Raw genomic sequence first — 21,204 nt, forward strand, 5'->3', positions numbered from 1 at the left:
TGTCTTTTCACCCTCGCCCCTTTGGGGAGAGGGCCGGGGTGAGGGGACGTTCGCTTAAGCCGATGCCTTAACCCTTCTGCGTGAATCCATCGAAATCAACACCACCGACGACACAATCAGCAGCGTTCCCAGCCAGTCCGGCAGGGTGAATGCCACCCCCAGCAAAACCACCGACAGCAGCGCGCTGCTCAGGGGTTCGGCGCAGCTCAAAATGCTTGCCTTCGGCCCGCCGATCATCTGCGCGCCCTTCAGATACAGGCTGAACGTCAGCGCGGTGCCAATCACCACCAGGTAGAAAAACGCCAGCAGCAGGCCGCCGTCAATGGCGAAGGTGGTGCCGCGTCCGGCGTAGAACGGCGTCAGCATTAGTCCCGCAATCAACATACTCCAGCCGACAATCGGCAGCGTGCCGTAGCGGGCGATAAGCGTTGATGGATAGGTGGTGTAAAACGCCGCGGCAAACGCCGAGGCGATACCGAAGAACAGTGCGGCAGGCGAGATGGAGAGCGACGTCGGGTCGCCGTGGGTCACCAGCAGGAAGGTACCCACAAGCGATGTCAAAATCGCCGACAGGACAAACATGCCGGGACGCTTCTTCCGCGCCAGGGCGAACCACGCCACGATGATGGTTGGCGACAGGAACTGAAGCACGGTGGCCGTAGCGGCGTTGGATTTTTCAATCGTCAGCAGGAAGGTGAGCTGCACGGTGAGCGCGCCAACCAGCGAGAAAAACAGCAGGCTGAGGGCGTCCTTGCGGTTTTTGATGACCGAGAAAATCTTGTCGCCGTGAACGAAGGAGAGCGTCAGCAGGATCACGCCGGTAAACAGCAGGCGAACCATGGTCAGGTAAGGTGAAGAAATGTGGCTTTTCTCCATGATGTACTGCGCGCAAACCCCGGAACTGCCCCATAAAACGGCGGCGATCAGGACGTTGAGCATCCCTTTGCGTGTGGAACCCATGTTCTCCCCTGTTATGTTGTCGTTAATTGGCCAACAGCATAGCATGGTTGTGTGCGGCCTGATGCCCTCACCCCGGCCCTCTCCCATGGGGAGAGGGGGAAAACCGTAGGCCGGGTAAGCGTAGCGCCACCCGGCATGTTGTTGACCTTAGAACCACGCCTCCCACATCGCGCCGACGTTGAAGTCGTCCAGCGTCTCATCTTTGGTGTTGTTCACGCGCGCGGTGCGTTCGTTGTCCACTTTGCCGCCGGTCACGTAGAAGCGCAGCATCGGACGGAACTCCGGCCCCATGGCGATAGACATGTTCTGCGACAGGGTCAGCTTCCAGCCCTTGTTGTCGCCGCCGTTGTCGTAATCTACGTGCTGCCAGCCCGCTTCCAGCCAGGTGGAGTGAACGTCGTTCCACCAGTGCATCGGGCGCACGATGGCGTTGTAGTTCTTACGGTTATCGGTGTCATCACGGCTGTTGTCATAGTCGTGGAAGGCGAGGATGTACTCCACCTGCGTGGCCTGGGTGAATTTATACAGCCCTTCGAAGCTGGCGTAGACCGTGGTCAGATCTTCGGTTTTGTTGAACACGCTGTTGTCCGAATTATCGGAGTAGCGGGCGATCACCTTGTTCACGCCGCTATCGTTGGTGTGGCTCAGCACCACGCCGCCCTGCCAGGCGTTCAGACGCTCGTCGCTCTCAACGGCTTTGGAGTCAAAACCGTAGTTGGCGTACAGCTCCAGGTCGAGCGGGCCGAGCTTCATGCCGTGGATTTTTGAGGTGGCAGCGTAGTTGCCCTTGTCACCCGTGCCGGAACCGCCGGTACAGGTGATGCGCGACGGGTTGGCTTCATCTTCCATCACTTCCGGGCTACAGGATTCCACCGCCGCCACGGCAGCCACGTCGAACTGCACACCGCCGATGTCGAAGTTCTTCACCCCGGCGCCCTGGCCATCGTGGTTCATCCAGAAGTAATCGTTGATGCCCTGCTGCGGACGCTGGTGGAAGTCACGACCGGCCCAAAAGTAGGCGTTCGGGTTGGAGGCCATAATGTTGGTCACCCCGGCGTAAGCTTTTTTGAGGTTAACTTCGTCGCCCCAGTGGTCGATCATCACGTTGATGTCCCAGATGGCGCCGTTATCACCCTTGAAGGCCTTGGAGAGCTGGAATTCCCCGCCGTTGCCTTCGTTACCCAGACGACCAATCGCGGACGCGCCGTTGTAGGAGCCGTCCACCGCCACATACTTCTGGTCAGCGGCCTGGAAGTGCGCGCCGTAGCGGGCGTAGCCGGTAAATTTGATGCCAAACGGAATCGCCATGTCCGGGGATTGCGCTGCGCTCTGCGGCTCGGTGATGACGTCCGCTTTTTTCGCGACCGCCGCATCCATTTTCGCCTGACGCTCGGCCAGGGCTTTATCCACCGCTTTCGCCACAATGGCGTCAATTTGCTCCTGCGTAAATTCTTGCGCGAGCACGGAAATTGGACAAAGCGCGGCGATAACCGCCATGGTTAATGGAAGTTTTTTAATCGTATTCATGGTTATCTCAATATAGTTTAATTTTATTCAGACAATAACCATCCCGCTCCGATCTGACAGAATATGTCGCTATCATCAGAACAAGTGGATTTCTAGTTTTAGGTACAGAGGTATTACATTAAATTATTTCGCCATAGACTATCTCTGATATAAATGAATAATCTCTTCAGATAATTCACGCGCTAATAGCGAATTCATTAAATGATCCTGCGCGTGCACCATAATTAACGTCATCGGCTGGCGGGCTTCGCCCGCGTCCTGCTCGATCAGTTTGGTCTGCATCTTGTGTGCCTGGCGCGCGTAGCCATCGGCTTCACGCAGCAGGCTTTTGGCTTCGTCAAGGTTGCCCTGGCGCGCCGCATGCAGCGCTTCGAAGCACAGGCTGCGGGACTGACCGGCGTTGACGATAATTTCCATTACGGCTTCTTCTAATGCGATCATCATTTTTACTCTTTATCAAAGCAATTATTTAAGGCGGTAGCGGCAAACCACTCTCCGCTTTTTTTAATGGTGCGCTGCTGCGTCTCCAAATCGAGCTGAATAAAACCGTAGCGGTTTTTATAGGCATTGCACCACGACCAGTTATCAATAAACGTCCACATATGGTAGCCAAGGCAATTGCAGCCTTCGCTAATACCTTTATGCAGCCACGCTAAATGCTCAGAAATAAATTCGATGCGGTACCGATCGTTTATCTGACCGTTTTCAATAAAGCGCTGCTCGTTTTCGACACCCATCCCGTTTTCAGAAATAAAACAGCGGGGGTTACCGTAATTGTCGCGCAGGTTAACCAGAATATCGTAAATACCCGGCTCGTAGATTTCCCAGCCGCGGTACGGGTTCATCTTACGGCCCGGCATCTCGTAGCTATCAAAGAACCACTCCGGCATAAACGGCGCCTGCGGGTTCACCGCGCTGTCGCGACACTTCACGCGACGCGGCTGATAGTAGTTAACGCCGAGCAGGTCGATTTTCCCTTCCGCAATCAGGAAACCGTCTTCCGGCTTGCAGGCGGGTAGCTGATCGTAAGATTTCAGCAATGCCACCAGGTCGGCCGGATACTCCCCGCGCAGCACGGGGTCGAGGAAGCTGCGGTTAAACATCAGATCCGCGATATGCGCCGCCTTCACGTCCGCCGGGTTCTGCGAACGCGGGTATGACGGCGTCAGGTTCAGCACGATGCCGATCTCCCCCGCGTAATGCCCGGCGCGGTAAGCCTGAACGGCCTTCGCATGGGCCAGCACCGTGTGATACGCCACGGTCGCCGCCCGACGAAAATCCACCACGTTCGGGTAATGGAAATCGTACAGATAACCGCCTTCCACCGGCACGATCGGCTCGTTGAAGGTAAACCAGTGCAGCACGCGGTCGCCAAACAGCTCGAAGCAGATCTGCGCATAGCGGGCGTAGGCGTCCACTACGTCACGGTTTTCCCAGCCGCCTATCTCCTGCATCGCCATCGGCATGTCGAAATGGAACAGGGTGATAAACGGCGTGATGCCCTGTTCATTCAGCTCATCAATGACCTGATTATAAAAATCGACCGCGTCCGGGTTCACTTCACCGATACCGTCGGGGATCAGGCGCGCCCAGCTAATCGAGGTGCGAAAGCTGTTGTGGTTCAGCTGCTTCAACAGCTGAATGTCCGTTTTCCAGTGCTGATAAAACGTGGAGGTGTGCTGCGGTCCCACGCCGTTGTGAAAACGGTTCGGCTCGCGGGAAAACCAGTAGTCCCACGTGGTTTCACCCTCTCGTGTCCCTTCCGTCTGGAGAGCGGAGCTTGCGCTGCCCCACCAGAAGTTATCGGGAAATGCGTATTTCATGACCCTTCCTCTTTGACTTAATTGCTAACTGTTTCAGCGGTGCCGACGGTTGCCTGGGCTTTCTGCTCTTCATTTTTGATGAGCGTACGCTCATAGGCGCGCAGGAATGGCAGGTACATCAGCGCCGACATCACCATGCAGACCAGGCACATCACCACCGGGCTCAGCGCCCAGTTCGCCGCCCACGAGGCGCCAATCGGCGCGGGCGTGGTCCACGGGGTTAACGAAACCACCTGGGCCAGCCAGCCGAGTTTGGTTGCGCCGTACGCCAGGCAGGCATTGACCAGCGGAACAAACACGAACGGGATAAACAGCATCGGGTTCATGATGATCGGCGCGCCGAACAGAATCGGTTCGTTGATGTTAAAGAAGCTTGGCACAACGCCCATTTTGCCGATGGTGCGCAGGTGAGTGGCGCGGCTGCGCAGCAGCAGGAACGCCAGCGGCAGGGTCGAGCCTACGCCGCCAATCAGCAGGTAGTGATCCCAGAAACCTTGCAGATAAACGTGCGGCAGCGCCGCGCCCGCCGCCAGCGCCGCCTGGTTTGCAGAGAGGTTCGCCATCCAGAACGGGTTCATGATGCCGGTGACAATCAGCGACCCGTGGATACCGGCAAACCAGAAGATCTGGCACAGCAGAACGGAGAGCAGAATCGCGGGCAGCGAGTCAGACGCGGACACCAGCGGCTCCAGCAGGTGCATAATCGCCTGCGGGATGATCATCCCGGTCTGCGCTTCAATGAACAGGTTCAGCGGATGTAGGGTACCAATCACCACCATCACCGGGATCAGGATCTCAAACGAACGCGCCACGCCGGTCGGCACCTCTTTCGGCAGGCGGATGGTGACGTTGTTCTGCTTTAGCCACGCGTATACACGGGTGGAGTAGATCGCGGTGATAAGCGCAGTGAAGATGCCCTGACCCGACAGATACTGCGTCGAAATTTTGCCGTCGGCATACGGCGCGGCGACCAGCAGGAAGGCCATAAAGGCCAGCAGACCGGACATCACCGGATCGAGGTTAAACTGACGCCCCAGGCTCGCCCCAATCCCCACCGAGATGAAGAAGGTCATGACGCCCATGCTGAGGTTAAAGGGCAGCATCAGCTGTTCGCGGTAGGTCTCGGAGAAATCCAGCCAGCCGCGGGCGAAGCTGTTGGTGGTATCCGCCGAAAACGGCGGGAAGATAAACACCAGCATAAACGAGCCGATGATCATAAACGGCAGCGCGGCGGTAAAGCCGTCGCGGATGGCAATCACATACTTTTGCTGACCGAGCTTCGCAGCCAGCGGCGTAATTGACTGTTCAATCACCGCGACCATGGATTGATATAACGAACTCATGTGAACACCTTTTAGTGTGCCGCTTCGATGAGCGACAGAGCATAGTCCAGTACTTTATCGCCACGCTGCATGCCGTAATCCATCATGTCGATGGGCTGCACCGGTATGCCTTGCGTCGCTGCCTTGTCTGAGAGTGTCTTTAACATGTATTTCACTTGCGGTCCGAGAAGCACCACCTGATAGTGCGGAAACTGCGTATCAAATTCGGATACGCCATACGCATCTATCTTCACGGGCAAGCCCCGTTCTTTTGCAACATCGATCATTTTGCTGACCAGCAGGCTGGTGGACATCCCGGCAGAGCAGCACAGCATAATCTTGAACATCGACGACCATCCTCAAAATGTAAAAAGTTATTGCGATGATGATTGGACATGATACGGAAACCGGTTTCCATTCATAAAAGACAGAAGTGTGACAACCATCAATATCCACTACTTATGACGCTAATTAACCGGATGTGGGTCACATAATTTGGCTGTTTTGACATCAAATTGAGTGGAAACGGAAAATCGGTTTCCATGGAAAACGGAAACGGATATACTCCGTTCTGGCTATAATGTGAGCCGTAGCGGTGATGGAAATTACAGACGCCAGTTGCGTCTGACAGGGGAGAGAGATGTCTACAATCAACGATGTATCGCGTCTGGCCGGGGTGTCCAAAGCCACGGTATCACGGGTGTTGAGCGGGTCGCGTGGCGTTAAAGAAGCCAGCCGACAGGCTGTTCTGAGAGCGGTGGATGAGCTGAACTATCGTCCGAACGTGATCGCCCAGTCGCTGCTCAGCCAGTCGACGGGCTGCATTGGGGTGATTTGCGCGCAGGAGAACATTAACCAGACCACCGGTTACCTGTACGCGCTGGAAAAACACCTCAGCCAGCATCAAAAACATCTGCTGCTGCGTTTCGCACACACGAAAACAGAAGTGATGAACGCCCTTGAAGAACTCTCCTGCGGCTTATGTGATGACATTCTGGTGATTGGCGCGCGTTTCCCGCTAGACGTGGACATGGACAACGTCATTCTGGTCGACTGTATGGAAGCCGATAACGCCAACAGCATTCAGTTCGATCACGCGTTCGCGGCTGAAACGGCCTGCAACTATCTCACCAGCCAGGGGCGTCGCCAGATAGCACTGATCCACCCGCACGGCAGCGGCTTTGCCGATCAGGTGCTGCTGGGTTACAAACATGCGCTGGAGAAAAACTTCCTGCCCTTTAATCGCAACCTCGTGTTTATGGACGCGACTTCATCGTCCGTTGCGCTTCAGGAATTACTCAACAACGCGTCCACGCTGAACTTCAACGCGCTGCTGGTGGCAGACGAGCAGGAAGCCCAGCGGGTGATCCCGCAGTTACAGGCGTTTAATAAATCGGTACCGGAAGACATCATGGTCTTCAGCCTCGGCGGTTCGCTGCATCTCCCGGGTATTCCGGTGATCCCGGCGATTGAATATTCCATGGACGCCATGGCGGCGCGGATTGTGAGCTGGCTGACGGCGAAAACGCAGATGCTCGGGTCGTACGTGCTGCGCGGGGATTTGATTATTCCGGATGTGCGGAAGCGTTAAACATGTGATGTAGGCCGGGTAAGGCGCAGCCGCCACCCGGCGCTCAACCCTCAGTAATCTTCCATACAATCCACCTGACTTACTGCATCCCAGTAGGCGTCCAGGTTGTCACGCTTCACGGCGGTGATGGCATTTTTGATCAGCAGCTGATTGGCCTCAGACGACAAAATCATCGCCTGCCAGGCCTTATCGCTCTGCTTTTTCTGCGGGGTACAGGTTTTCTTCACATCTTTCAGGACCTGCTGTTTTATCTGGGCCTCTTTCTCCGGAGCGCTCTTCTCCAGCGCGTGAACAAACGCAGCGAAAATCAGGCAAACGAGCAGGCAAACCAGGTGTGCAGATTTCATTGAGACCTCCGGTAAAGTCACAGGCTTTCTCTGAAATGTATCGTTACATTCAGGCAGGCGATTCCAGCCGAAAGTATGAATTTACTTTTCACCTGGTATGAGAATCGCCCTCTCAGGCCGTTACTGAACCCCTCCACCCAGCGATTGCCACAGCGTGATGCGGTTTTCCAGGTCGGTTTGCTGCAAGGCAATCAGTGATTCCTGTGCTGACCACAGCGATCGCTGCGCGGTGAGCACCGTCAGATAATCGCCCGCGCCAGCCTTGTAACTGCGCGTCGCCACATCCAGCGTTTTTTGCTCCGCCGCCACGTATTCACGCTGGGCATCAAGCTGTTCGCTCAACGTTTCGCGCCGCGCCAGCGCGTCGGCCACGTCCTTGAACGCGCTCTGGATGGTTTTCTCATAGGTCGCAATTAACCCTTTTTTCTCCGCTTCCGCATAGCGCAGCTGCGCCATATTGTTGCCCCCGCTAAACAGCGGCAGGGTGATGGACGGCGCGAACGACCAGACCTTCATGCCGTGGCTGAACAGGGATGACAGCGAATCGCTGCCGACGCCCGCGCTGGCGGTCAGTGAAATGGTCGGGAAGAAGTTGGCGCGTGCCGCGCCGATGTTGGCGTTAGCGCTCAGCAGGTTATGTTCCGCCTCCTGAATGTCCGGGCGACGCAGCAGCGCGCTGGAGCTGACGCCCGCCGGGATCAGCGTGATGGCGTTATGGCTCAGGCTCTCCAGCGTGCCGGGCAGCAGGTTCTCGGGCACCGTATCGCCCGCCAGCAGGTTAAGGGCGTTTTTGTCCTGCATCACCAGCGTCTGGTAGCTCGCCACGCTGGCGCGCGCCTGCTGGTAAACCGCCATCGCTTCACTGACGTCCGTGGCCGCTGCCACACCTACTTCCTGCTGACGTTTGACGATTTTGAGCGAGTTCGCGGCGCTCTCCAGGGTGGATTTCGCCAGCGCCAGATTGCTGTTATCCGCCGCCAGCGTCACCCAGGCCGTGGTCAGCTCGCTGACCATCGTCAGGCGCGTGTTCTGCGCGGTGAACTCGCTGGCAAGCCAGGTTTCACGCGCGGCGCGCGACAGGCTCTGGTTGCGGCCAAACAGATCCAGTTCGAAGCTGGAGACCGTGCCGTTGGCTTCGTCGCTCGTCGCGACGCCGCTCGCCAGCGTACGGCTGCGGGTATGACTCAGTTCCGCGTCCACCGTCGGGAACAGGGACGAGCGCGTTTCGCCATACTGGGCACGGGCGGCGTCGATATCCGCAATCGCTTTTTGCACGTCGCGGTTGCTGTTGAGCGCCATCGTCACCACGCTTTTCAGCCGCGCATCATTCATCACCTGCTGCCACTGGCTCACCACGGCGCTGGCTTCGCCGTGCGCGCCGGGTAGGGTGGCCGGAACGGGTGCGTCCGGGCGCTGATACGTGGGATCTAATGACACACAGCCTGCGCTCAGCAGTGCTAACGCTAAAACAGTTACACGAAACATTATGACCTCCGGTTTGCGTGCTTACCGGAGAACAGACGTTTCACCAGTACAAAGAATAAAGGAACAAAGAAGATAGCCAGCAGCGTCGCGGCCAGCGTCCCGCCGATAATGCCGGTGCCGATCGCCACGCGGCTGTTGGCCCCCGCGCCGGTGGCAATCGCCAGCGGCGTCACGCCTGCGATAAACGCCAGCGAGGTCATGATGATCGGACGCAGACGCGTCTGGGCGGCCCGCAGGGCGGCGCGCGTCAGTGAGTAGCCTTCGGCCACTTTGGCTTCGGCAAACTCGACAATCAGAATGGCGTTCTTCGACGACAGACCGATGGTGGTCAGCAGCGCCACCTGGAAATAGACATCGTTGCTCAGGCCGCGCAGGGAGGCGGCAATGGCCGCGCCCAGCACCCCAAGCGGGATCACGAGGATCACCGAAATGGGCACCGACCAGCTCTCATACAGTGCCGCCAGGCACAGGAACACCACGAGGATGGAGAGGGCATAAAGGCTCATCGCCTGACCGCTCGCCAGTTTTTCCTGCAACGACAAACCGCTCCACGCCCAGGTGCTGCCGGACGGCAGGTTATTCGCCAACTGCTCCATTTTGCTCATCGCCGTACCGGAGCTGGCGCCGCTGGCGTTCTCGCCCTGAATTTCATACGCCGCCGAGCCGTTGTAGCGCACCAGGCTTTCCGGGCCATACTCCCAGCGGGTAGTGGCGAAGGCGGAGAATGGGGTCATAGTGCTGTCGCTGCCGCGCACATACCATTTGTTGAGATCCGACGGCACCGCACGATAGTCGCTGTCGCCCTGGATGTAGACCTTTTTCACGCGGCCACGGTCAATGAAGTCGTTCACGTAGGTGCCGCCCCAGGCGCTGGACAGGGTGTCGGTGACGTCGCTCAGGGAGAGCCCCAGCGACACGGCTTTGTTGTTATCGATATCCACCTGAAGCTGCGGCATCTGCGGCAGATCGTTGGCGCGCACGGCGTGCAGCGAGCTGTCCTGATTCGCTTCGCCAATCAGCTGGTTACGCAGTTTCAGCAGCGCGTCGCGGTCGGTGCCACCGCTCGCCATCAGCTCAAAGGTAAAGCCGTTGCTCTGGCCCAGACCGTCCACTGCCGGCGGTGTCATCGCAAAGATGGTGGCATCGCGGATGGCGCTCAGCTCCTGCGTGGCGCGCAGGGCAATGGCCTGCGCGGTGTTTTCCTCGCCTTTACGCTCTGACCAGTTTTTCAGGGAGACGAACGCCATCCCGGCGTTCTGGCCGCTGCCGCTGAAGCTGAAGCCTTCAACGGTAAAGATCACGTCGGTATTAGCTTTCTCTTTGGTGAGGAACCACTCGCGTACCTGGCGGCTTACCTCTGCGGTACGCACCGCGGTTGCGCCGGCAGGGAGGGTGTACTGCACCATGATTTCTCCCTGGTCTTCGGTTGGCAGGAAGCTGCCCGGCAGTTTCAGCATGGCGAACCCCATCGCGCCGCAGAGCAGGGCGAAGATCACCAGCATGCCGCCGGAACGGCGCAGGGCGCGCAGAACCTTATTCTGATAGCCGTGCTCGGTCTTACTGTAGAAGCGGTTAAACGCGCCGAAGAAGCCCTTTTTGTGCGGAGCGGTGTGATTCAGGATCGAGCCGCACAGCGCGGGCGTCAGGGTCAGCGCCACCACTACGGAGAGGAACATCGCCGAAATAATGGTGACCGAGAACTGACGGTAAATGACCCCGGTAGAGCCGCCGAAGAAGGCCATCGGCAGGAATACCGCAGAGAGCACCAGTGCAATGGCGATCAGCGCGCCGGAAATTTCGCCCATCGATTTTTCGGTCGCTTCCCGGGCGGGCAGCCCTTCGTCTCGCATAATACGCTCGACGTTTTCCACCACCACGATGGCGTCATCCACCAACAGTCCTATCGCCAGCACCATGGCAAACAGCGTCAGGGTGTTGATGGAGTAACCGAACAGCGCCAGTACGCCGAAGGTGCCCAGCAGCACCACCGGCACCGCCAGCGCCGGGATCAGCGTTGCGCGGATGTTTTGCAGAAACAGGTACATCACCACCACCACGAGGATAATGGCTTCGAACAGGGTCTGAATCACGTCCTCAACGGAGATCTTGATGAACTCGGTGCTGTCTTTCGGGTAGGCCACGTCGTAGCCTTCCGGCATCGACTTTTTGAACTCGGCGATCTTGTCTTTTACCGCCGTGGCGGTGTTAAGCGCGTTGGCGCCCGGCGAGAGCATCACCGCCATACCCGCCGCCGGGTGGCCGTTCAGCTTCGCGGTGGCGGTGTAGTCTTCGCTGCCCATCTCCACGCGCGCGACGTCGCTGATGCGCACCACCGCACCGTTGGACTCGCTCTTGACGATGATTTTTTTGAACTCATCGACCGTTTGCAGACGCGACTGAGCGCGAACGGTGGCGGTCAGCTGTTGGGCGTTCGACGAGGGCAGCGCGCCGATTTTACCGGCGGAGACCTGCACGTTCTGCGCTTCAATCGCGCTCTGCACGTCGGAGGGCATCAGCGAGTACGACGCCAGCTTAGCCGGGTCGAGCCAGATGCGCATCGCGTATTCTGCACCGAACACCTGCAGGCTGCCGACGCCATCCACGCGCGCCAGCGGATCCTGCATATTACTCACCAGCCAGTCGGCAATATCCGAGCTGCTGGCGGTATCGGTTTTGTCATACACGCCCATGATCAGCAGGAAGTTGCTCTGGGATTTTTCGACGGTGATCCCGGACTGCTGCACCTCGGTCGGCAGGCGTGATTCCGCCTGCTGGACTTTGTTCTGCACCTGTACCTGAGCGGTGTCCGGATCGGTTCCCTGTTCAAACGTGACGTTGATGCTCACCGAACCGTCCGAGCTGCTGGTGGAGGTGAAGTAGAGCAGGTTATCCAGCCCGGTGAGCTGCTGCTCGATCACCTGCGTCACGCTGTTCTCCAGCGTTTGTGCGGAGGCGCCGGTGTAGGTGGCGGAGATTTTGATCGACGGCGGGGCAACGTCCGGGTACTGCGCAACGGGCAGCGTGCGGATCGCCAGTATCCCGGCGAGCATGATGAGAATGGCGATAACCCAGGCAAAGACCGGGCGACGCACGAAGAAACGGGAAAACATCAGGCGTTTCCTCCGTTGGTTTTCATCTCTTCAGCTTTCACTTCCTGCCCGGCGGTGACTTTGTCGGTGCCTTCCACAATCAGCTTATCGCCCGCCTTCAGGCCATTCAGCACCAGCCATTTATCGCCGTAGGTGTCGCCCGTTTCCAGCTGACGCTGCTCGACCTTGTTGCTGGCGTTCACCACCAGCGCGGTGGCGGTACCTTTGGCGTCGCGAGTGATGCCCTGCTGCGGCGCGAGGATCGCGTCATTCATGATGCCTTCATCCACTCGGGCGCGGACGAACATGCCCGGCAGAAGCTGATGCTGCGGGTTCGGGAAGACGGCGCGCAGGGTGACTGAGCCGGTAGACTCATCCACCGCCACTTCGGTTAACGCCAGATGGCCTTTTTCGCTGTAGCTGCTGCCGTCTTCGAGGATCAACGACACGTTCAGCGTATCGCTGTTGCTGGCGAGGGTTTGCTTGCGTAATCGCAGCAGATCGGCGCTGGAACGGGTTAAATCGACGTACATACTGTCCAGCCCGCGAATAGTGGCCAGCGCGGTATCCTGCTGGGCGGTCACCAGCGCGCCGGGGGTCACAGAGGAGATGCCGATACGTCCGGCAATCGGCGCGGTGACGGTGGTCCAGTTGAGGTTAATGCGGGCACTTTCCAGCGCGGCTTTCTTTGACTCGACGCTGGCCTTGTCCTGCGCGCAGGTGGACTTCGCGTCTTCCGCATCCTGACGTGATACGCCGTCATCCTTAACCAGCTGCGCATAGCGCCGGGCTTTCTGGCAGTCGGCCTGCACCAGCGCCTGCGCCTGTTTCAGTGCGGCGGCAGCTTCATCATAAGCGGCGCGGTAGCTGGAAGGATCGATCTGATACAGCGCCTGCCCGGCCTCGACCGTATCGCCTTCGGTGAAGAGCCGTTTCTGAATAATGCCGCCCACCTGAGGGCGCACTTCGGCGCTCATCGCGGCGGCGGTGCGGCCGGTCAGCTCGCTGACCACGGACACCGGCTGGCTCATGAGTGTGACAATCCCCACTTCCGGAAGAGGACGCTGGGGAGCAGATGTTTGCGCATTATCGCACCCTGTCAGGAGGAGTAATGCTGCGATGGAGGTTGTTATGGTTTTCATAATCTTTTTCCAGGGTGAACGAAGCCTGCCCTGTTAATCGCTTAACAGGGAGGAGGGCTAATTAAAAGCACAGCGATCCCGCATCTCTGGCAGAGCCAGAAATGAAAAAAGGGAAATTACTTATTTCCACTAATTATTCACATGCGATTACTTCGCAGAGAAAAGCATATTTAAAATATTCTGGTATATGGGCTCTAATTGTTCTGACGGTACTTTTAAAGGCGTGAGTCGACGGTAAATCGTGCCTTCGATCATCACGGCGGTAATCTCCACGCAGCAGCGAATATGCTCATCGCTCAGGTGGGGGAACTGCTTTTTCAGGTGCTCACAGGCGTTGGCGAACATGCGGGCTTCGGCTTCGATCAGCATGTTTGCCACCAGCGGATTGCGCGTGGCCTCTGCGGACATTTCGAGCATTAGCGCGTCATCATCTTCGTTAAGCGTCTGGCGCCAGGCAAGCGCCTGCGGCATCCCTTCAACCAGGGTTTTGCCCTGCATCTCCTCAATACGTGAGTCGATAATGCGCCGGATCATCTCTTCAATGATCGCGTCTTTGTTACTGAAATAGCGATAGATTTGTCCGACGCTGAGCCTGGCTTCGCTGGCGATCTGCGACATGCTGGCAGCGTGAAATCCACTGGCGCGAAAGCAGCGGCGCGCGGCGGTGATGATTTCGTCCTGCCGTAGTTTTTGTCGTTCTTCCAGCTTTGTGCTCATCGTCGGCTACCGTAAAAAGTGAGAATGATCATTCTCATTATACGTTTTCGGAGCCTATTGGAAAGGTTTTTTTTATTTACATATTGAATGAATATTTCCTTGTTTAAACAATGGAGGAAATAAGGAGTTTTTATGAAGGTTAAGCTGTGAGATATTCAGATTGCGCTGAAAATAAGGAGAGATTTATGCATCTGAGCATTACAGATAAAGTCACGGCTGAAGAAAAAGAAGAATTATTAACGGGGCTAAGAGCCTATAACGCGCAGTATTTAGATCTGGCGACGTTTAGTGGCGATATTGGCGTATATGTGCGAGACGACAACGGCGTCATGCTGGGCGGGTTAATCGGCGTACGTAAAGGCGACTGGCTGAATATCGACTTTCTGTGGGTCAGCGACAGGGTGCGGGGAACGGGCGTCGGCAGCCAGCTGATCAAAACGGCTGAAGAGGAGGCCCGTCGTAAAGGGTGTCGTCACGCGCTGGTGGATACGGTCAGCTTCCAGGCGCGTCCGTTCTATGAAAAACAGGGTTATCAGGTGCAGATGTCCTTACAGGATTACCCTTATCAGGGAATGCAGAGACACTATCTGACCAGGGATCTTTAACCGCCGATCCCGTTGCCGATCACGGCTAACACGTGGCGCACAACGATCTCCGGCGAGAGGGCATTAAGCCTCTCGTCATTGCGCATGCGAGAGAACGGCACCAGCACCAGGCTCAGCAGCGTCGTGAACAGCAGTTCGGGGGCTAGCGCCGGATTCAGCTTTCCTTCCTGCTGCCAGCCTTTGATGGTTGCCAGCGTGGTGTGATATTTCTCATCGCCAAAGCGCTCCTGCAAATGCGTACGCAGTACCGGCATCTCGCCGATCACCTCCTGCATCCACAGCGGGGCAAACCAGCGATACTTTTCCGCCAGTTCGGCCAGCACCCTGACCATTTCCGTCAGGGCATCCACCGGCGAATCCCGGTTGTCGGCGAAAATCGCTCCGATCCGCTCGCGTAACGGCAGGAAGCGCTCCTCAATCATCGCATCCAGTAACTGTTCTCTGGAGTTGAAGTAGTAGTGCAGCATGGCGGGCGTCACGCCGGCTTCGCGGGCAATAGCGTTCAACGACGTATTGGCGATCCCCTGGCGGGAGAAGAGGTTCAGGGCGATGTCCAGCAGCTGTTCGCGGTTGGCGGTAACGCGCTTGCCGCCGCGCGGACGTCCGGGACGGCGGGGTTCAGAATTGTCTTTTAGTGCTGGCACGGTCACGCTGTCTCTTGATCTTATCCATAACTTACCTGAATATTAATTATTCGATTAATTAATTTCAAGCGATCACTTATGGAGTCTGACGTAATGACTCAACCTGCGAAAAAGGCGCCGTCGATTAAGCTGCTGTTCAGCGCGCTCCTGCTGGTGATGCTGCTCTCGGCGCTGGATCAGACCATTGTCTCCACCGCGCTGCCGACCATCGTCGGTGAGCTGGGCGGGCTGGATAAGCTCTCCTGGGTGGTGACAGCCTATATCCTCAGTTCGACCATCGTGGTGCCGCTGTATGGCAAATTCGGCGATCTGTTTGGCCGTAAAATCGTCCTGCAAATCGCAATAGTGCTTTTCCTGGTGGGCTCTGCGCTGTGTGGCCTGGCGCAGAACATGACCCAGTTGGTGCTGATGCGCGCCCTGCAAGGGCTGGGGGGCGGCGGCCTGATGGTGATCAGCATGGCCGCCGTGGCGGACGTGATCCCGCCTGCCGATCGGGGTCGCTATCAGGGGCTGTTTGGCGGCGTGTTTGGCCTGGCGACGGTGATAGGCCCGCTGATCGGCGGGTTTATCGTTCAGCATGCATCCTGGCGCTGGATTTTCTACATCAACCTGCCGCTGGGGCTGTTTGCGCTGCTGGTGATTGGCGCGGTATTCCACGGCAGCGCGCGGCGCAGCAAGCATGAGATTGATTACCTGGGGGCGATTTACCTCAGCATGGCGCTGCTGTGCATCATTCTGTTTACCACCGAGGGCGGTACGATCCGCCAATGGAACGACCCGCAGCTGTGGTGCATTCTGGCCTTCGGCCTGACGGGGATCGCCGGGTTTATTTACGAAGAGCGGCTGGCGTGGGAGCCGATTATCCCGCTGTCGCTCTTCCGCGACCGCAGCTTCCTGCTCTGTAGCCTGATTGGCTTTATCATCGGCATGTCCCTGTTTGGCTCGGTAACGTTCCTGCCGCTCTATTTACAGGTGGTGAAAGACGCCACGCCAACGCAGGCCGGCTTGCAGCTGATCCCCCTGATGGGCGGGCTGTTGCTCACCTCCATCATCAGCGGGCGCATCATCAGCCGCACCGGGAAATACCGTCTGTTCCCGATCCTCGGCACGCTGCTCGGCGTGGTGGGGATGGCGTTACTGACGCGCATTTCAATCACCTCCCCAACCTGGCAGCTGTACCTGTTTACCGGCGTGCTGGGCATGGGGCTGGGACTGGTGATGCAGGTGCTGGTGCTGGCGGTGCAGAACAGCGTGTCAGCCGATCAATACGGCGTAGCGACCTCTGGGGTGACGCTGTTCCGTTCCATTGGCGGGGCGATTGGCGTTGCGTTGTTTGGCGCGGTGTTCACCCATATTCTGCAATCAGGGCTGATGGACAGGCTGCCGGAAGGGGCGGAACTGCCGCGCGAACTTAATCCCGTTGCCATTCACCATCTGCCTGATGCCCTGCGTCTGGACTATCTGGATGCGTTCGGCTCGGCTATCCATGCGGTGTTTATGCTGGCGGCGGGGATTATGGTGCTGGCGTTTGTGCTGTCGTGGTTTTTGCGCGAAGCGCCGCTGCGTCGGCAGGCGTGAGGTTAGCGGTTCTGCTATTTATTGCGAGTCGCTTTCTGATTTTTCAATGTCTCTCTTGTCGCTTTCCGGGGCGTTAGCGCATGCTGTGGGCTGGTCAATAAACCGACAGAGGTTGCCATGGAACGCACAGCGAAACTATTCAAAAAAGGACGAAACCAGGCCGTGGTCTTGCCTGCGGAATTTGCGTTTGAAACGGAGAGTGTTTATATCCGCCGGGATGACGAGGGGAATGTGGTGTTGACGGCAAGGTCCGAGAAAGAACGGCACAGGGATAACTTTTTGCGCATGCTAAAAGAAACGCATGTGCCTGATACCTTTCTAAGTAAAGAGGAGCGCAATCAGAGCTATACGACAAGAAACCCTCTGGAAGGGCTGTAGAAGATGCTGCATATGCTGGACACTAACATCGTAAGCCATCTGGTGAGGCAGCATCCTGAAGTAGTAAACCGATATTCGCAAATTACGCCTGAAAAGATGTGTATTTCAAGCGTAACGGAAGCGGAATTGCTTTACGGCGTAGCCAAAAAGCAAAACAACAAGCTGCACGAAACCATAATGGAATTTCTTAAAACCATCACTGTCTGCGCCTGGGATAGCGAAGCCGCAGCCACCTACGGTGAACTGCGTGCGGCAATGGAAAAGAAAGGGAAAGTGATGGGGGATCTCGATCAGTTGATTGCCGCACATGCTATCAGCCGGGGCACGACGATTGTCACGAACGATCATGCGTTCGGGATGGTACAGGATCTTACGGTTGAAGACTGGACTCTATAAATCAATAAGAAGCGACCTTTCTACATGAACAGGTCGCCTTCAAAAAAATAAACAACTTTTACTTAATATTAAGATTCGCGCTTGGCTTCGACTGATATCTCTCCAAGCTCGAAGATTAACTCCGCAGGAGATACTCTCATTGTTTCCTCAACTGCAATTGCTCGCGCCTTACGAATTGCTTCATCTCCACCTATGATTGGTATACCTTCGCACCAAGTTAATCTGATTTGTCCACGTTTTGAATTTGTTGAAGGAGTCGTTATGCTGTAACCTTGCTCTCCATTAGGCACTACCTTTAACCTCCATTTCATCCCATTTGCTGTAAATGCAATATCTATACGATCTCCTTTTTTGAGTCGAGCTTTTGACATTATATCCTCAGGGATATTTATATTCATAAAGCGTACCTGTTGATCATTAATGCGACGGCATGTTTGTGATATACTTAATTTGTTACTGTATGGTTGCCGCCCTCCTTTTCTTCCTCGCTTTTTCACTACATCACATATAGAAATAAAATCATTGATGTCTTGATCTTTCATTTCAACTTCCTTAAGCCAATTTAACTGTTTCATAATGAATTTTCAAATGAGGTGTTCGATGCGTAGATTAATTTAAATGGGCGCAAAAAGATTGAGTTATATCAATTTGCTATCTAGTATTGCTATTTTTGATCAGGGTGTTCATTGATCTATTTGTGTATCGAATTCATAAGCGACATTGTATTTTTTCGCTAAATTATTATATTTGCTTTTTATTCATTGGCTTTTTGTGTGTTTTGTTGTTTATTCATGCTGGCAATTTGTTTGGCTGTTCTGCGCTTTTCATATAACCTATCCGTCTTACTGATTCCTTTTCGTTTTTTAGCCTGCCGTCTCGTTGTCGATATAGTCTTCAAAACGTCTATCAAAAGGAACTGTCTCGTGAAACTTCGATTGGGTGCGCTTCTCCTGACTGGCCTGCTGCTCGCGGGCTGTGACCAGGGCGGCAATGATGCCAAACACATTAAAGTCGGCGTGATTAATGGCGCTGAGCAGGACGTGGCGGAAGTCGCCAAAAAGGTGGCAAAAGAGAAATACGGTCTGGATGTTGAGCTGGTGGGCTTTAGCGGCTCGCTGCTACCCAACGATGCCACCAACCAGGGCGAACTGGACGCCAACGTCTTCCAGCATCGCCCGTTCCTTGCACAAGATAACAAGGCGCACAACTACACGCTGGTCGCCGTGGCCAATACCTTCGTCTTCCCGATGGCGGGTTACTCCCGAAAGATTAAATCGGTGTCTGAACTGAAGGATGGCGCAACCATTGCGATTCCAAACGATCCCACCAACCTCGGCCGCGCGCTGTTGCTGCTGCAAAAAGAGAAGCTGATTACCCTTAAACCAGATGTGGGCCTGCTGCCGACGGCGCTGGATATTACCGCGAATCCCAAAAACGTACAGATTATGGAGCTGGAAGGGGCGCAGCTGCCGCGCGTGCTGGACGATCCGAAAGTGGATGTGGCCATCATCAGTACCACCTATCTTCAGCAAACGGGGCTGTCTCCGGTACATGACAGCGTCTTTATTGAGGACAAAAACTCGCCTTACGTGAATATAGTGGTCACGCGTGAAGACAACAAAGACGCCGAAAACGTGAAGGAATTTATCCAGTCCTATCAGTCGCCGGAAGTGGCGAAAGCGGCAGAGACCCTTTTTAACGGCGGTGCGGTGCCGGGCTGGTAGGCCACGGTAAGCTGGCCCTCACAGCGTTACGCGGGCATCGGTGCGGCTTTCGGGCCACAGAAAACCCTGGCCAGACTGTGCGCCAGACGTGCGGGCGCGCGCCAGATCCCGCGAATTCTCGATGCCTTCGATAAGAATTGATTGCGCGATACCTGCCCTGACCTCCTGCACAAACGGGGCAAGCGGCGCGCGCTCGCGCAGCGCTGAACGGTCAATTTTTACCCCATCCAGCGGCAGCGCAAGCCGCGCGAACGCCTCAGCCAACTCCCGGGTTAAATCGTCCAGCCAGATTTGCCATCCCGCCTCTTTTAACCGAACAAGCGTGGCATGAAGACGATGTTGCTCAGCCTTACTCAGCCGTGTGATGGTGAGAGGATCCTGAATTTCAATCGTTAACCGCTGCTGATGGCGTAACGCCAGCAACAACCGGATAGCGCGTTCGTCGAGAAGGTGCTCTGCCGGAAGGTTTAGCCAGTAAGCGTCCCGGGCGGGTATCTGTAACAGGGTGTTGGCCTGCCAGAAGAAGATTTGCAGCGCGCTGCGCGAAGGCAGAGAAGCAAACAATATCTCCAGATTGACGTTATGGATCTCCACGAGAACTTCATGCGCGAACATCTGGCCCGAATGAAGATCGACAAGCGGCTGGAATCGCAGCCCTGAGATACGTTGCAACAGGGGAGAGGGAAGAACGGTATACATGGAACAGCCTTCAGGAAATGAAAAAAAGGTTCCCGCGGACACGGGAACAAAAGGCAAACGACACACGGTCAAATTCTTAATTCAGGATCCAGCGAATGCTCTGGTAAAACGAGGGGCCACGCACGGCCTTAAGCTTGTTCATGGCGTTGTTTTTATAAAAGTAAACCAGCCTGACGTTACACCCCAGCTGACGGGCGATTTGCTTGGTTTTGAGATTACAGGAATAGCCGCGCAATACGCTGGCCTCCTCGCTGGACAGCCTCGCCGGGGTGCGTAAGCGGGTAGTCATGCCTACGTTGTAACGACCAGACTCTTGCGGCGTCTGGCTCATCAGTATTTGCCACAGCGCTTTGATATCCCCCAGGGAGACTCTTTTGCTGATTACCCCATCAACATGTTTGAATTTCAAATAGCCAGCGGATAACGAATAGATATAGATCTTCGCCGTCACTTGTTTCTGTTTAATACAGAGAATGTCGTCATTCGTCGTCACCCGGAAATGACGCGTATTCAACGGATCATAAATGATGATATCAAAGAGTTGTTCACTCATAGCAAGTTCTTCGATATGGGTAAACCCATGGAAAATAACGTCGTGTTTTTCATCAGGCTCACGCTTTCCGAGCGATTGCAGGCCAATCATCGTGAATTCGCAGCTGTCAACAACGGCAACGTGAATTGTTTTTTTATTTTGCATTGGCATTCTCCTTTCGCTGAGTAAACAGTCCATATAAGAGAAAATGGCGGTTCGCACTCTCTTATTAAAAGAATGGCGAGCACTTTTTAAATAACGCGATGCGATGGCATCAATGTAAGCCAATACAAACCGTCGAGTAAAGCTGATGCCAATTATTAGAGGAAGATAAAATTGAAAAATGGTTTTAATGGTATATGCAATTGTTTTAATCTTCTAATAATATTCATGCCAGATTTTTATTCTGTGAATGGGCGGTTAATAAGCATCAGAAGGTTGATTGATGGGGTTTATCCACCGTTTTTTCAGTGGCTTACTGCTATTCCTGAAAGAAAAATTGAGATCGCGGTAGGGTTATCGACAAAGCTTTATCTGCAAGAGGAAACGGCGTGCAGAATAAAATAGAATTTTTTCTATAAATTTAATGCCCTTGTTCAGATTTTTAAGTCTGAGAAGGATAAAATCCTGGCGCGAAGAGGTTGT

21 protein-coding genes are annotated in these 21,204 nt (G+C 55.5%); 6 read left to right on the top strand and 15 right to left on the bottom strand.

Translation table 11 applies throughout. The annotated features are described in order from the left end of the window. Positions 1 to 54 precede the first annotated feature (54 nt). The 6 genes from ACNQ0T_RS14070 to ACNQ0T_RS14095 form a co-directional block, all read right to left on the bottom strand. On the bottom strand, positions 55 to 960 hold the full coding sequence (locus ACNQ0T_RS14070) for an EamA family transporter (protein ID WP_023298973.1): 906 nt from the start codon (positions 958 to 960) through the stop codon (positions 55 to 57). A 147-nt stretch (positions 961 to 1,107) separates the two neighbouring features. Then, complete coding sequence (locus tag ACNQ0T_RS14075; RefSeq protein WP_417930161.1) at positions 1,108 to 2,487, bottom strand: carbohydrate porin; 1,380 nt, start codon at positions 2,485 to 2,487, stop codon at positions 1,108 to 1,110. A 138-nt stretch (positions 2,488 to 2,625) separates the two neighbouring features. Beyond that, positions 2,626 to 2,928 (bottom strand): PTS lactose/cellobiose transporter subunit IIA, encoded by a 303-nt coding sequence (locus ACNQ0T_RS14080; RefSeq protein ID WP_014168006.1) that lies wholly within the window; start codon positions 2,926 to 2,928, stop codon positions 2,626 to 2,628. Positions 2,929 to 2,933: 5 nt separating this feature from the next. After that, positions 2,934 to 4,310, bottom strand: a complete 1,377-nt coding sequence (locus tag ACNQ0T_RS14085; RefSeq protein ID WP_022646564.1) for a glycoside hydrolase family 1 protein — start codon at positions 4,308 to 4,310, stop codon at positions 2,934 to 2,936. A 17-nt stretch (positions 4,311 to 4,327) separates the two neighbouring features. After that, on the bottom strand, positions 4,328 to 5,653 hold the full coding sequence (locus ACNQ0T_RS14090) for a PTS sugar transporter subunit IIC (protein ID WP_022646565.1): 1,326 nt from the start codon (positions 5,651 to 5,653) through the stop codon (positions 4,328 to 4,330). Positions 5,654 to 5,664: 11 nt separating this feature from the next. Beyond that, positions 5,665 to 5,979, bottom strand: a complete 315-nt coding sequence (locus ACNQ0T_RS14095; protein WP_003861034.1) for a PTS sugar transporter subunit IIB — start codon at positions 5,977 to 5,979, stop codon at positions 5,665 to 5,667. Between the two features lie 293 nt (positions 5,980 to 6,272). Between ACNQ0T_RS14095 and ACNQ0T_RS14100 the strand changes: the two genes are divergently transcribed. Then, the gene (locus ACNQ0T_RS14100) at positions 6,273 to 7,223 is read left to right on the top strand and encodes a LacI family DNA-binding transcriptional regulator (RefSeq protein WP_022646566.1); all 951 of its coding nucleotides are present in this window, start codon (positions 6,273 to 6,275) and stop codon (positions 7,221 to 7,223) included. 50 nt (positions 7,224 to 7,273) lie between these two features. Here ACNQ0T_RS14100 and ACNQ0T_RS14105 read toward each other — a convergent pair whose 3' ends face one another. The 5 genes from ACNQ0T_RS14105 to ACNQ0T_RS14125 all read right to left on the bottom strand — a co-directional run bounded on the left by ACNQ0T_RS14105 (position 7,274) and on the right by ACNQ0T_RS14125 (position 14,003). Beyond that, the gene (locus ACNQ0T_RS14105; protein WP_022646567.1) at positions 7,274 to 7,570 is read right to left on the bottom strand and encodes a YicS family protein; all 297 of its coding nucleotides are present in this window, start codon (positions 7,568 to 7,570) and stop codon (positions 7,274 to 7,276) included. Positions 7,571 to 7,690: 120 nt separating this feature from the next. Continuing rightward, entirely contained in the window at positions 7,691 to 9,055 is a 1,365-nt protein-coding gene (locus ACNQ0T_RS14110; RefSeq protein ID WP_417930163.1) for an efflux transporter outer membrane subunit, read from the bottom strand. Next, a complete protein-coding gene (locus ACNQ0T_RS14115; protein ID WP_038414996.1) occupies positions 9,055 to 12,165 on the bottom strand; it encodes an efflux RND transporter permease subunit in 3,111 nt (1,036 codons plus the stop codon). The genes ACNQ0T_RS14110 and ACNQ0T_RS14115 overlap by 1 nt, the downstream gene beginning before the upstream one ends. Further along, positions 12,165 to 13,286 carry an efflux RND transporter periplasmic adaptor subunit gene (locus ACNQ0T_RS14120; protein ID WP_417930165.1) on the bottom strand — a complete coding sequence of 374 codons (1,122 nt, stop codon included), beginning with the start codon at positions 13,284 to 13,286 and terminating at the stop codon, positions 12,165 to 12,167. Before ACNQ0T_RS14120 ends, ACNQ0T_RS14115 begins: the two co-directional genes overlap by 1 nt. Positions 13,287 to 13,433: 147 nt before the next feature. Further along, entirely contained in the window at positions 13,434 to 14,003 is a 570-nt protein-coding gene (locus tag ACNQ0T_RS14125) for a TetR/AcrR family transcriptional regulator (protein WP_022646570.1), read from the bottom strand. Between the two features lie 185 nt (positions 14,004 to 14,188). On the opposite strand from ACNQ0T_RS14125, the gene ACNQ0T_RS14130 reads away from it, so the two are divergent. Further along, positions 14,189 to 14,608 carry a GNAT family N-acetyltransferase gene (locus tag ACNQ0T_RS14130; RefSeq protein ID WP_022646571.1) on the top strand — a complete coding sequence of 140 codons (420 nt, stop codon included), beginning with the start codon at positions 14,189 to 14,191 and terminating at the stop codon, positions 14,606 to 14,608. Here ACNQ0T_RS14130 and ACNQ0T_RS14135 read toward each other — a convergent pair. Further along, a complete protein-coding gene (locus ACNQ0T_RS14135; RefSeq protein WP_417930181.1) occupies positions 14,605 to 15,252 on the bottom strand; it encodes a TetR/AcrR family transcriptional regulator in 648 nt (215 codons plus the stop codon). The two genes, ACNQ0T_RS14130 and ACNQ0T_RS14135, sit on opposite strands and share 4 nt — an antisense overlap. Positions 15,253 to 15,330: 78 nt before the next feature. Here ACNQ0T_RS14135 and ACNQ0T_RS14140 point away from each other — a divergent pair, with 78 nt between their 5' ends. From ACNQ0T_RS14140 to ACNQ0T_RS14150, 3 genes are all read left to right on the top strand, one after another. Further along, positions 15,331 to 16,830, top strand: coding sequence for an MDR family MFS transporter (locus ACNQ0T_RS14140; protein ID WP_417930166.1), 1,500 nt, complete (start codon positions 15,331 to 15,333; stop codon positions 16,828 to 16,830). A gap of 117 nt (positions 16,831 to 16,947) precedes the next feature. Then, the gene (locus ACNQ0T_RS14145) at positions 16,948 to 17,208 is read left to right on the top strand and encodes an antitoxin (RefSeq protein ID WP_058677107.1); all 261 of its coding nucleotides are present in this window, start codon (positions 16,948 to 16,950) and stop codon (positions 17,206 to 17,208) included. A gap of 3 nt (positions 17,209 to 17,211) precedes the next feature. Further along, a complete protein-coding gene (locus ACNQ0T_RS14150; RefSeq protein WP_275061913.1) occupies positions 17,212 to 17,604 on the top strand; it encodes a type II toxin-antitoxin system VapC family toxin in 393 nt (130 codons plus the stop codon). Between the two features lie 68 nt (positions 17,605 to 17,672). Here ACNQ0T_RS14150 and ACNQ0T_RS14155 read toward each other — a convergent pair whose 3' ends face one another. After that, a complete protein-coding gene (locus ACNQ0T_RS14155; protein ID WP_275061914.1) occupies positions 17,673 to 18,146 on the bottom strand; it encodes a hypothetical protein in 474 nt (157 codons plus the stop codon). A gap of 381 nt (positions 18,147 to 18,527) precedes the next feature. Between ACNQ0T_RS14155 and nlpA the strand changes: the two genes are divergently transcribed. Beyond that, on the top strand, positions 18,528 to 19,328 hold the full coding sequence (gene nlpA, locus ACNQ0T_RS14160) for a lipoprotein NlpA (RefSeq protein WP_063147048.1): 801 nt from the start codon (positions 18,528 to 18,530) through the stop codon (positions 19,326 to 19,328). 18 nt (positions 19,329 to 19,346) lie between these two features. On the opposite strand, the gene ACNQ0T_RS14165 is transcribed toward nlpA, so the two are convergent. Both ACNQ0T_RS14165 and ACNQ0T_RS14170 read right to left on the bottom strand, forming a co-directional pair. Next, positions 19,347 to 20,027: an EAL domain-containing protein gene (locus tag ACNQ0T_RS14165; protein WP_022646575.1), complete on the bottom strand. Its 681-nt coding sequence runs from the start codon at positions 20,025 to 20,027 to the stop codon at positions 19,347 to 19,349. A gap of 76 nt (positions 20,028 to 20,103) precedes the next feature. Beyond that, positions 20,104 to 20,724: a LuxR C-terminal-related transcriptional regulator gene (locus ACNQ0T_RS14170; RefSeq protein WP_015570093.1), complete on the bottom strand. Its 621-nt coding sequence runs from the start codon at positions 20,722 to 20,724 to the stop codon at positions 20,104 to 20,106. Between the last annotated feature and the right edge of the window lie 480 nt (positions 20,725 to 21,204).

This window comes from Enterobacter cloacae complex sp.6700776 (assembly GCF_048284255.1).
Taxonomy (GTDB): Bacteria; Pseudomonadota; Gammaproteobacteria; order Enterobacterales; family Enterobacteriaceae; genus Enterobacter; species Enterobacter intestinihominis.

Bases quoted from the DNA above. Each gene is read 5' to 3' on its own strand.
- ACNQ0T_RS14130 (WP_022646571.1), top strand. From the start codon at position 14,189: ATGCATCTGAGCATTACAGATAAAGTCACGGCTGAAGAAAAAGAAGAA.
- ACNQ0T_RS14125 (WP_022646570.1), bottom strand. From the start codon at position 14,003: ATGAGCACAAAGCTGGAAGAACGACAAAAACTACGGCAGGACGAAATC.
- ACNQ0T_RS14115 (WP_038414996.1), bottom strand. From the start codon at position 12,165: ATGTTTTCCCGTTTCTTCGTGCGTCGCCCGGTCTTTGCCTGGGTTATC.
- ACNQ0T_RS14165 (WP_022646575.1), bottom strand. From the start codon at position 20,027: ATGTATACCGTTCTTCCCTCTCCCCTGTTGCAACGTATCTCAGGGCTG.
- ACNQ0T_RS14075 (WP_417930161.1), bottom strand. From the start codon at position 2,487: ATGAATACGATTAAAAAACTTCCATTAACCATGGCGGTTATCGCCGCG.
- ACNQ0T_RS14090 (WP_022646565.1), bottom strand. From the start codon at position 5,653: ATGAGTTCGTTATATCAATCCATGGTCGCGGTGATTGAACAGTCAATT.
- ACNQ0T_RS14080 (WP_014168006.1), bottom strand. From the start codon at position 2,928: ATGATCGCATTAGAAGAAGCCGTAATGGAAATTATCGTCAACGCCGGT.
- ACNQ0T_RS14085 (WP_022646564.1), bottom strand. From the start codon at position 4,310: ATGAAATACGCATTTCCCGATAACTTCTGGTGGGGCAGCGCAAGCTCC.
- ACNQ0T_RS14120 (WP_417930165.1), bottom strand. From the start codon at position 13,286: ATGAAAACCATAACAACCTCCATCGCAGCATTACTCCTCCTGACAGGG.
- ACNQ0T_RS14170 (WP_015570093.1), bottom strand. From the start codon at position 20,724: ATGCAAAATAAAAAAACAATTCACGTTGCCGTTGTTGACAGCTGCGAA.
- ACNQ0T_RS14145 (WP_058677107.1), top strand. From the start codon at position 16,948: ATGGAACGCACAGCGAAACTATTCAAAAAAGGACGAAACCAGGCCGTG.
- ACNQ0T_RS14105 (WP_022646567.1), bottom strand. From the start codon at position 7,570: ATGAAATCTGCACACCTGGTTTGCCTGCTCGTTTGCCTGATTTTCGCT.
- ACNQ0T_RS14150 (WP_275061913.1), top strand. From the start codon at position 17,212: ATGCTGCATATGCTGGACACTAACATCGTAAGCCATCTGGTGAGGCAG.
- ACNQ0T_RS14070 (WP_023298973.1), bottom strand. From the start codon at position 960: ATGGGTTCCACACGCAAAGGGATGCTCAACGTCCTGATCGCCGCCGTT.
- ACNQ0T_RS14095 (WP_003861034.1), bottom strand. From the start codon at position 5,979: ATGTTCAAGATTATGCTGTGCTGCTCTGCCGGGATGTCCACCAGCCTG.
- ACNQ0T_RS14100 (WP_022646566.1), top strand. From the start codon at position 6,273: ATGTCTACAATCAACGATGTATCGCGTCTGGCCGGGGTGTCCAAAGCC.
- ACNQ0T_RS14155 (WP_275061914.1), bottom strand. From the start codon at position 18,146: ATGAAAGATCAAGACATCAATGATTTTATTTCTATATGTGATGTAGTG.
- ACNQ0T_RS14140 (WP_417930166.1), top strand. From the start codon at position 15,331: ATGGAGTCTGACGTAATGACTCAACCTGCGAAAAAGGCGCCGTCGATT.
- ACNQ0T_RS14110 (WP_417930163.1), bottom strand. From the start codon at position 9,055: ATGTTTCGTGTAACTGTTTTAGCGTTAGCACTGCTGAGCGCAGGCTGT.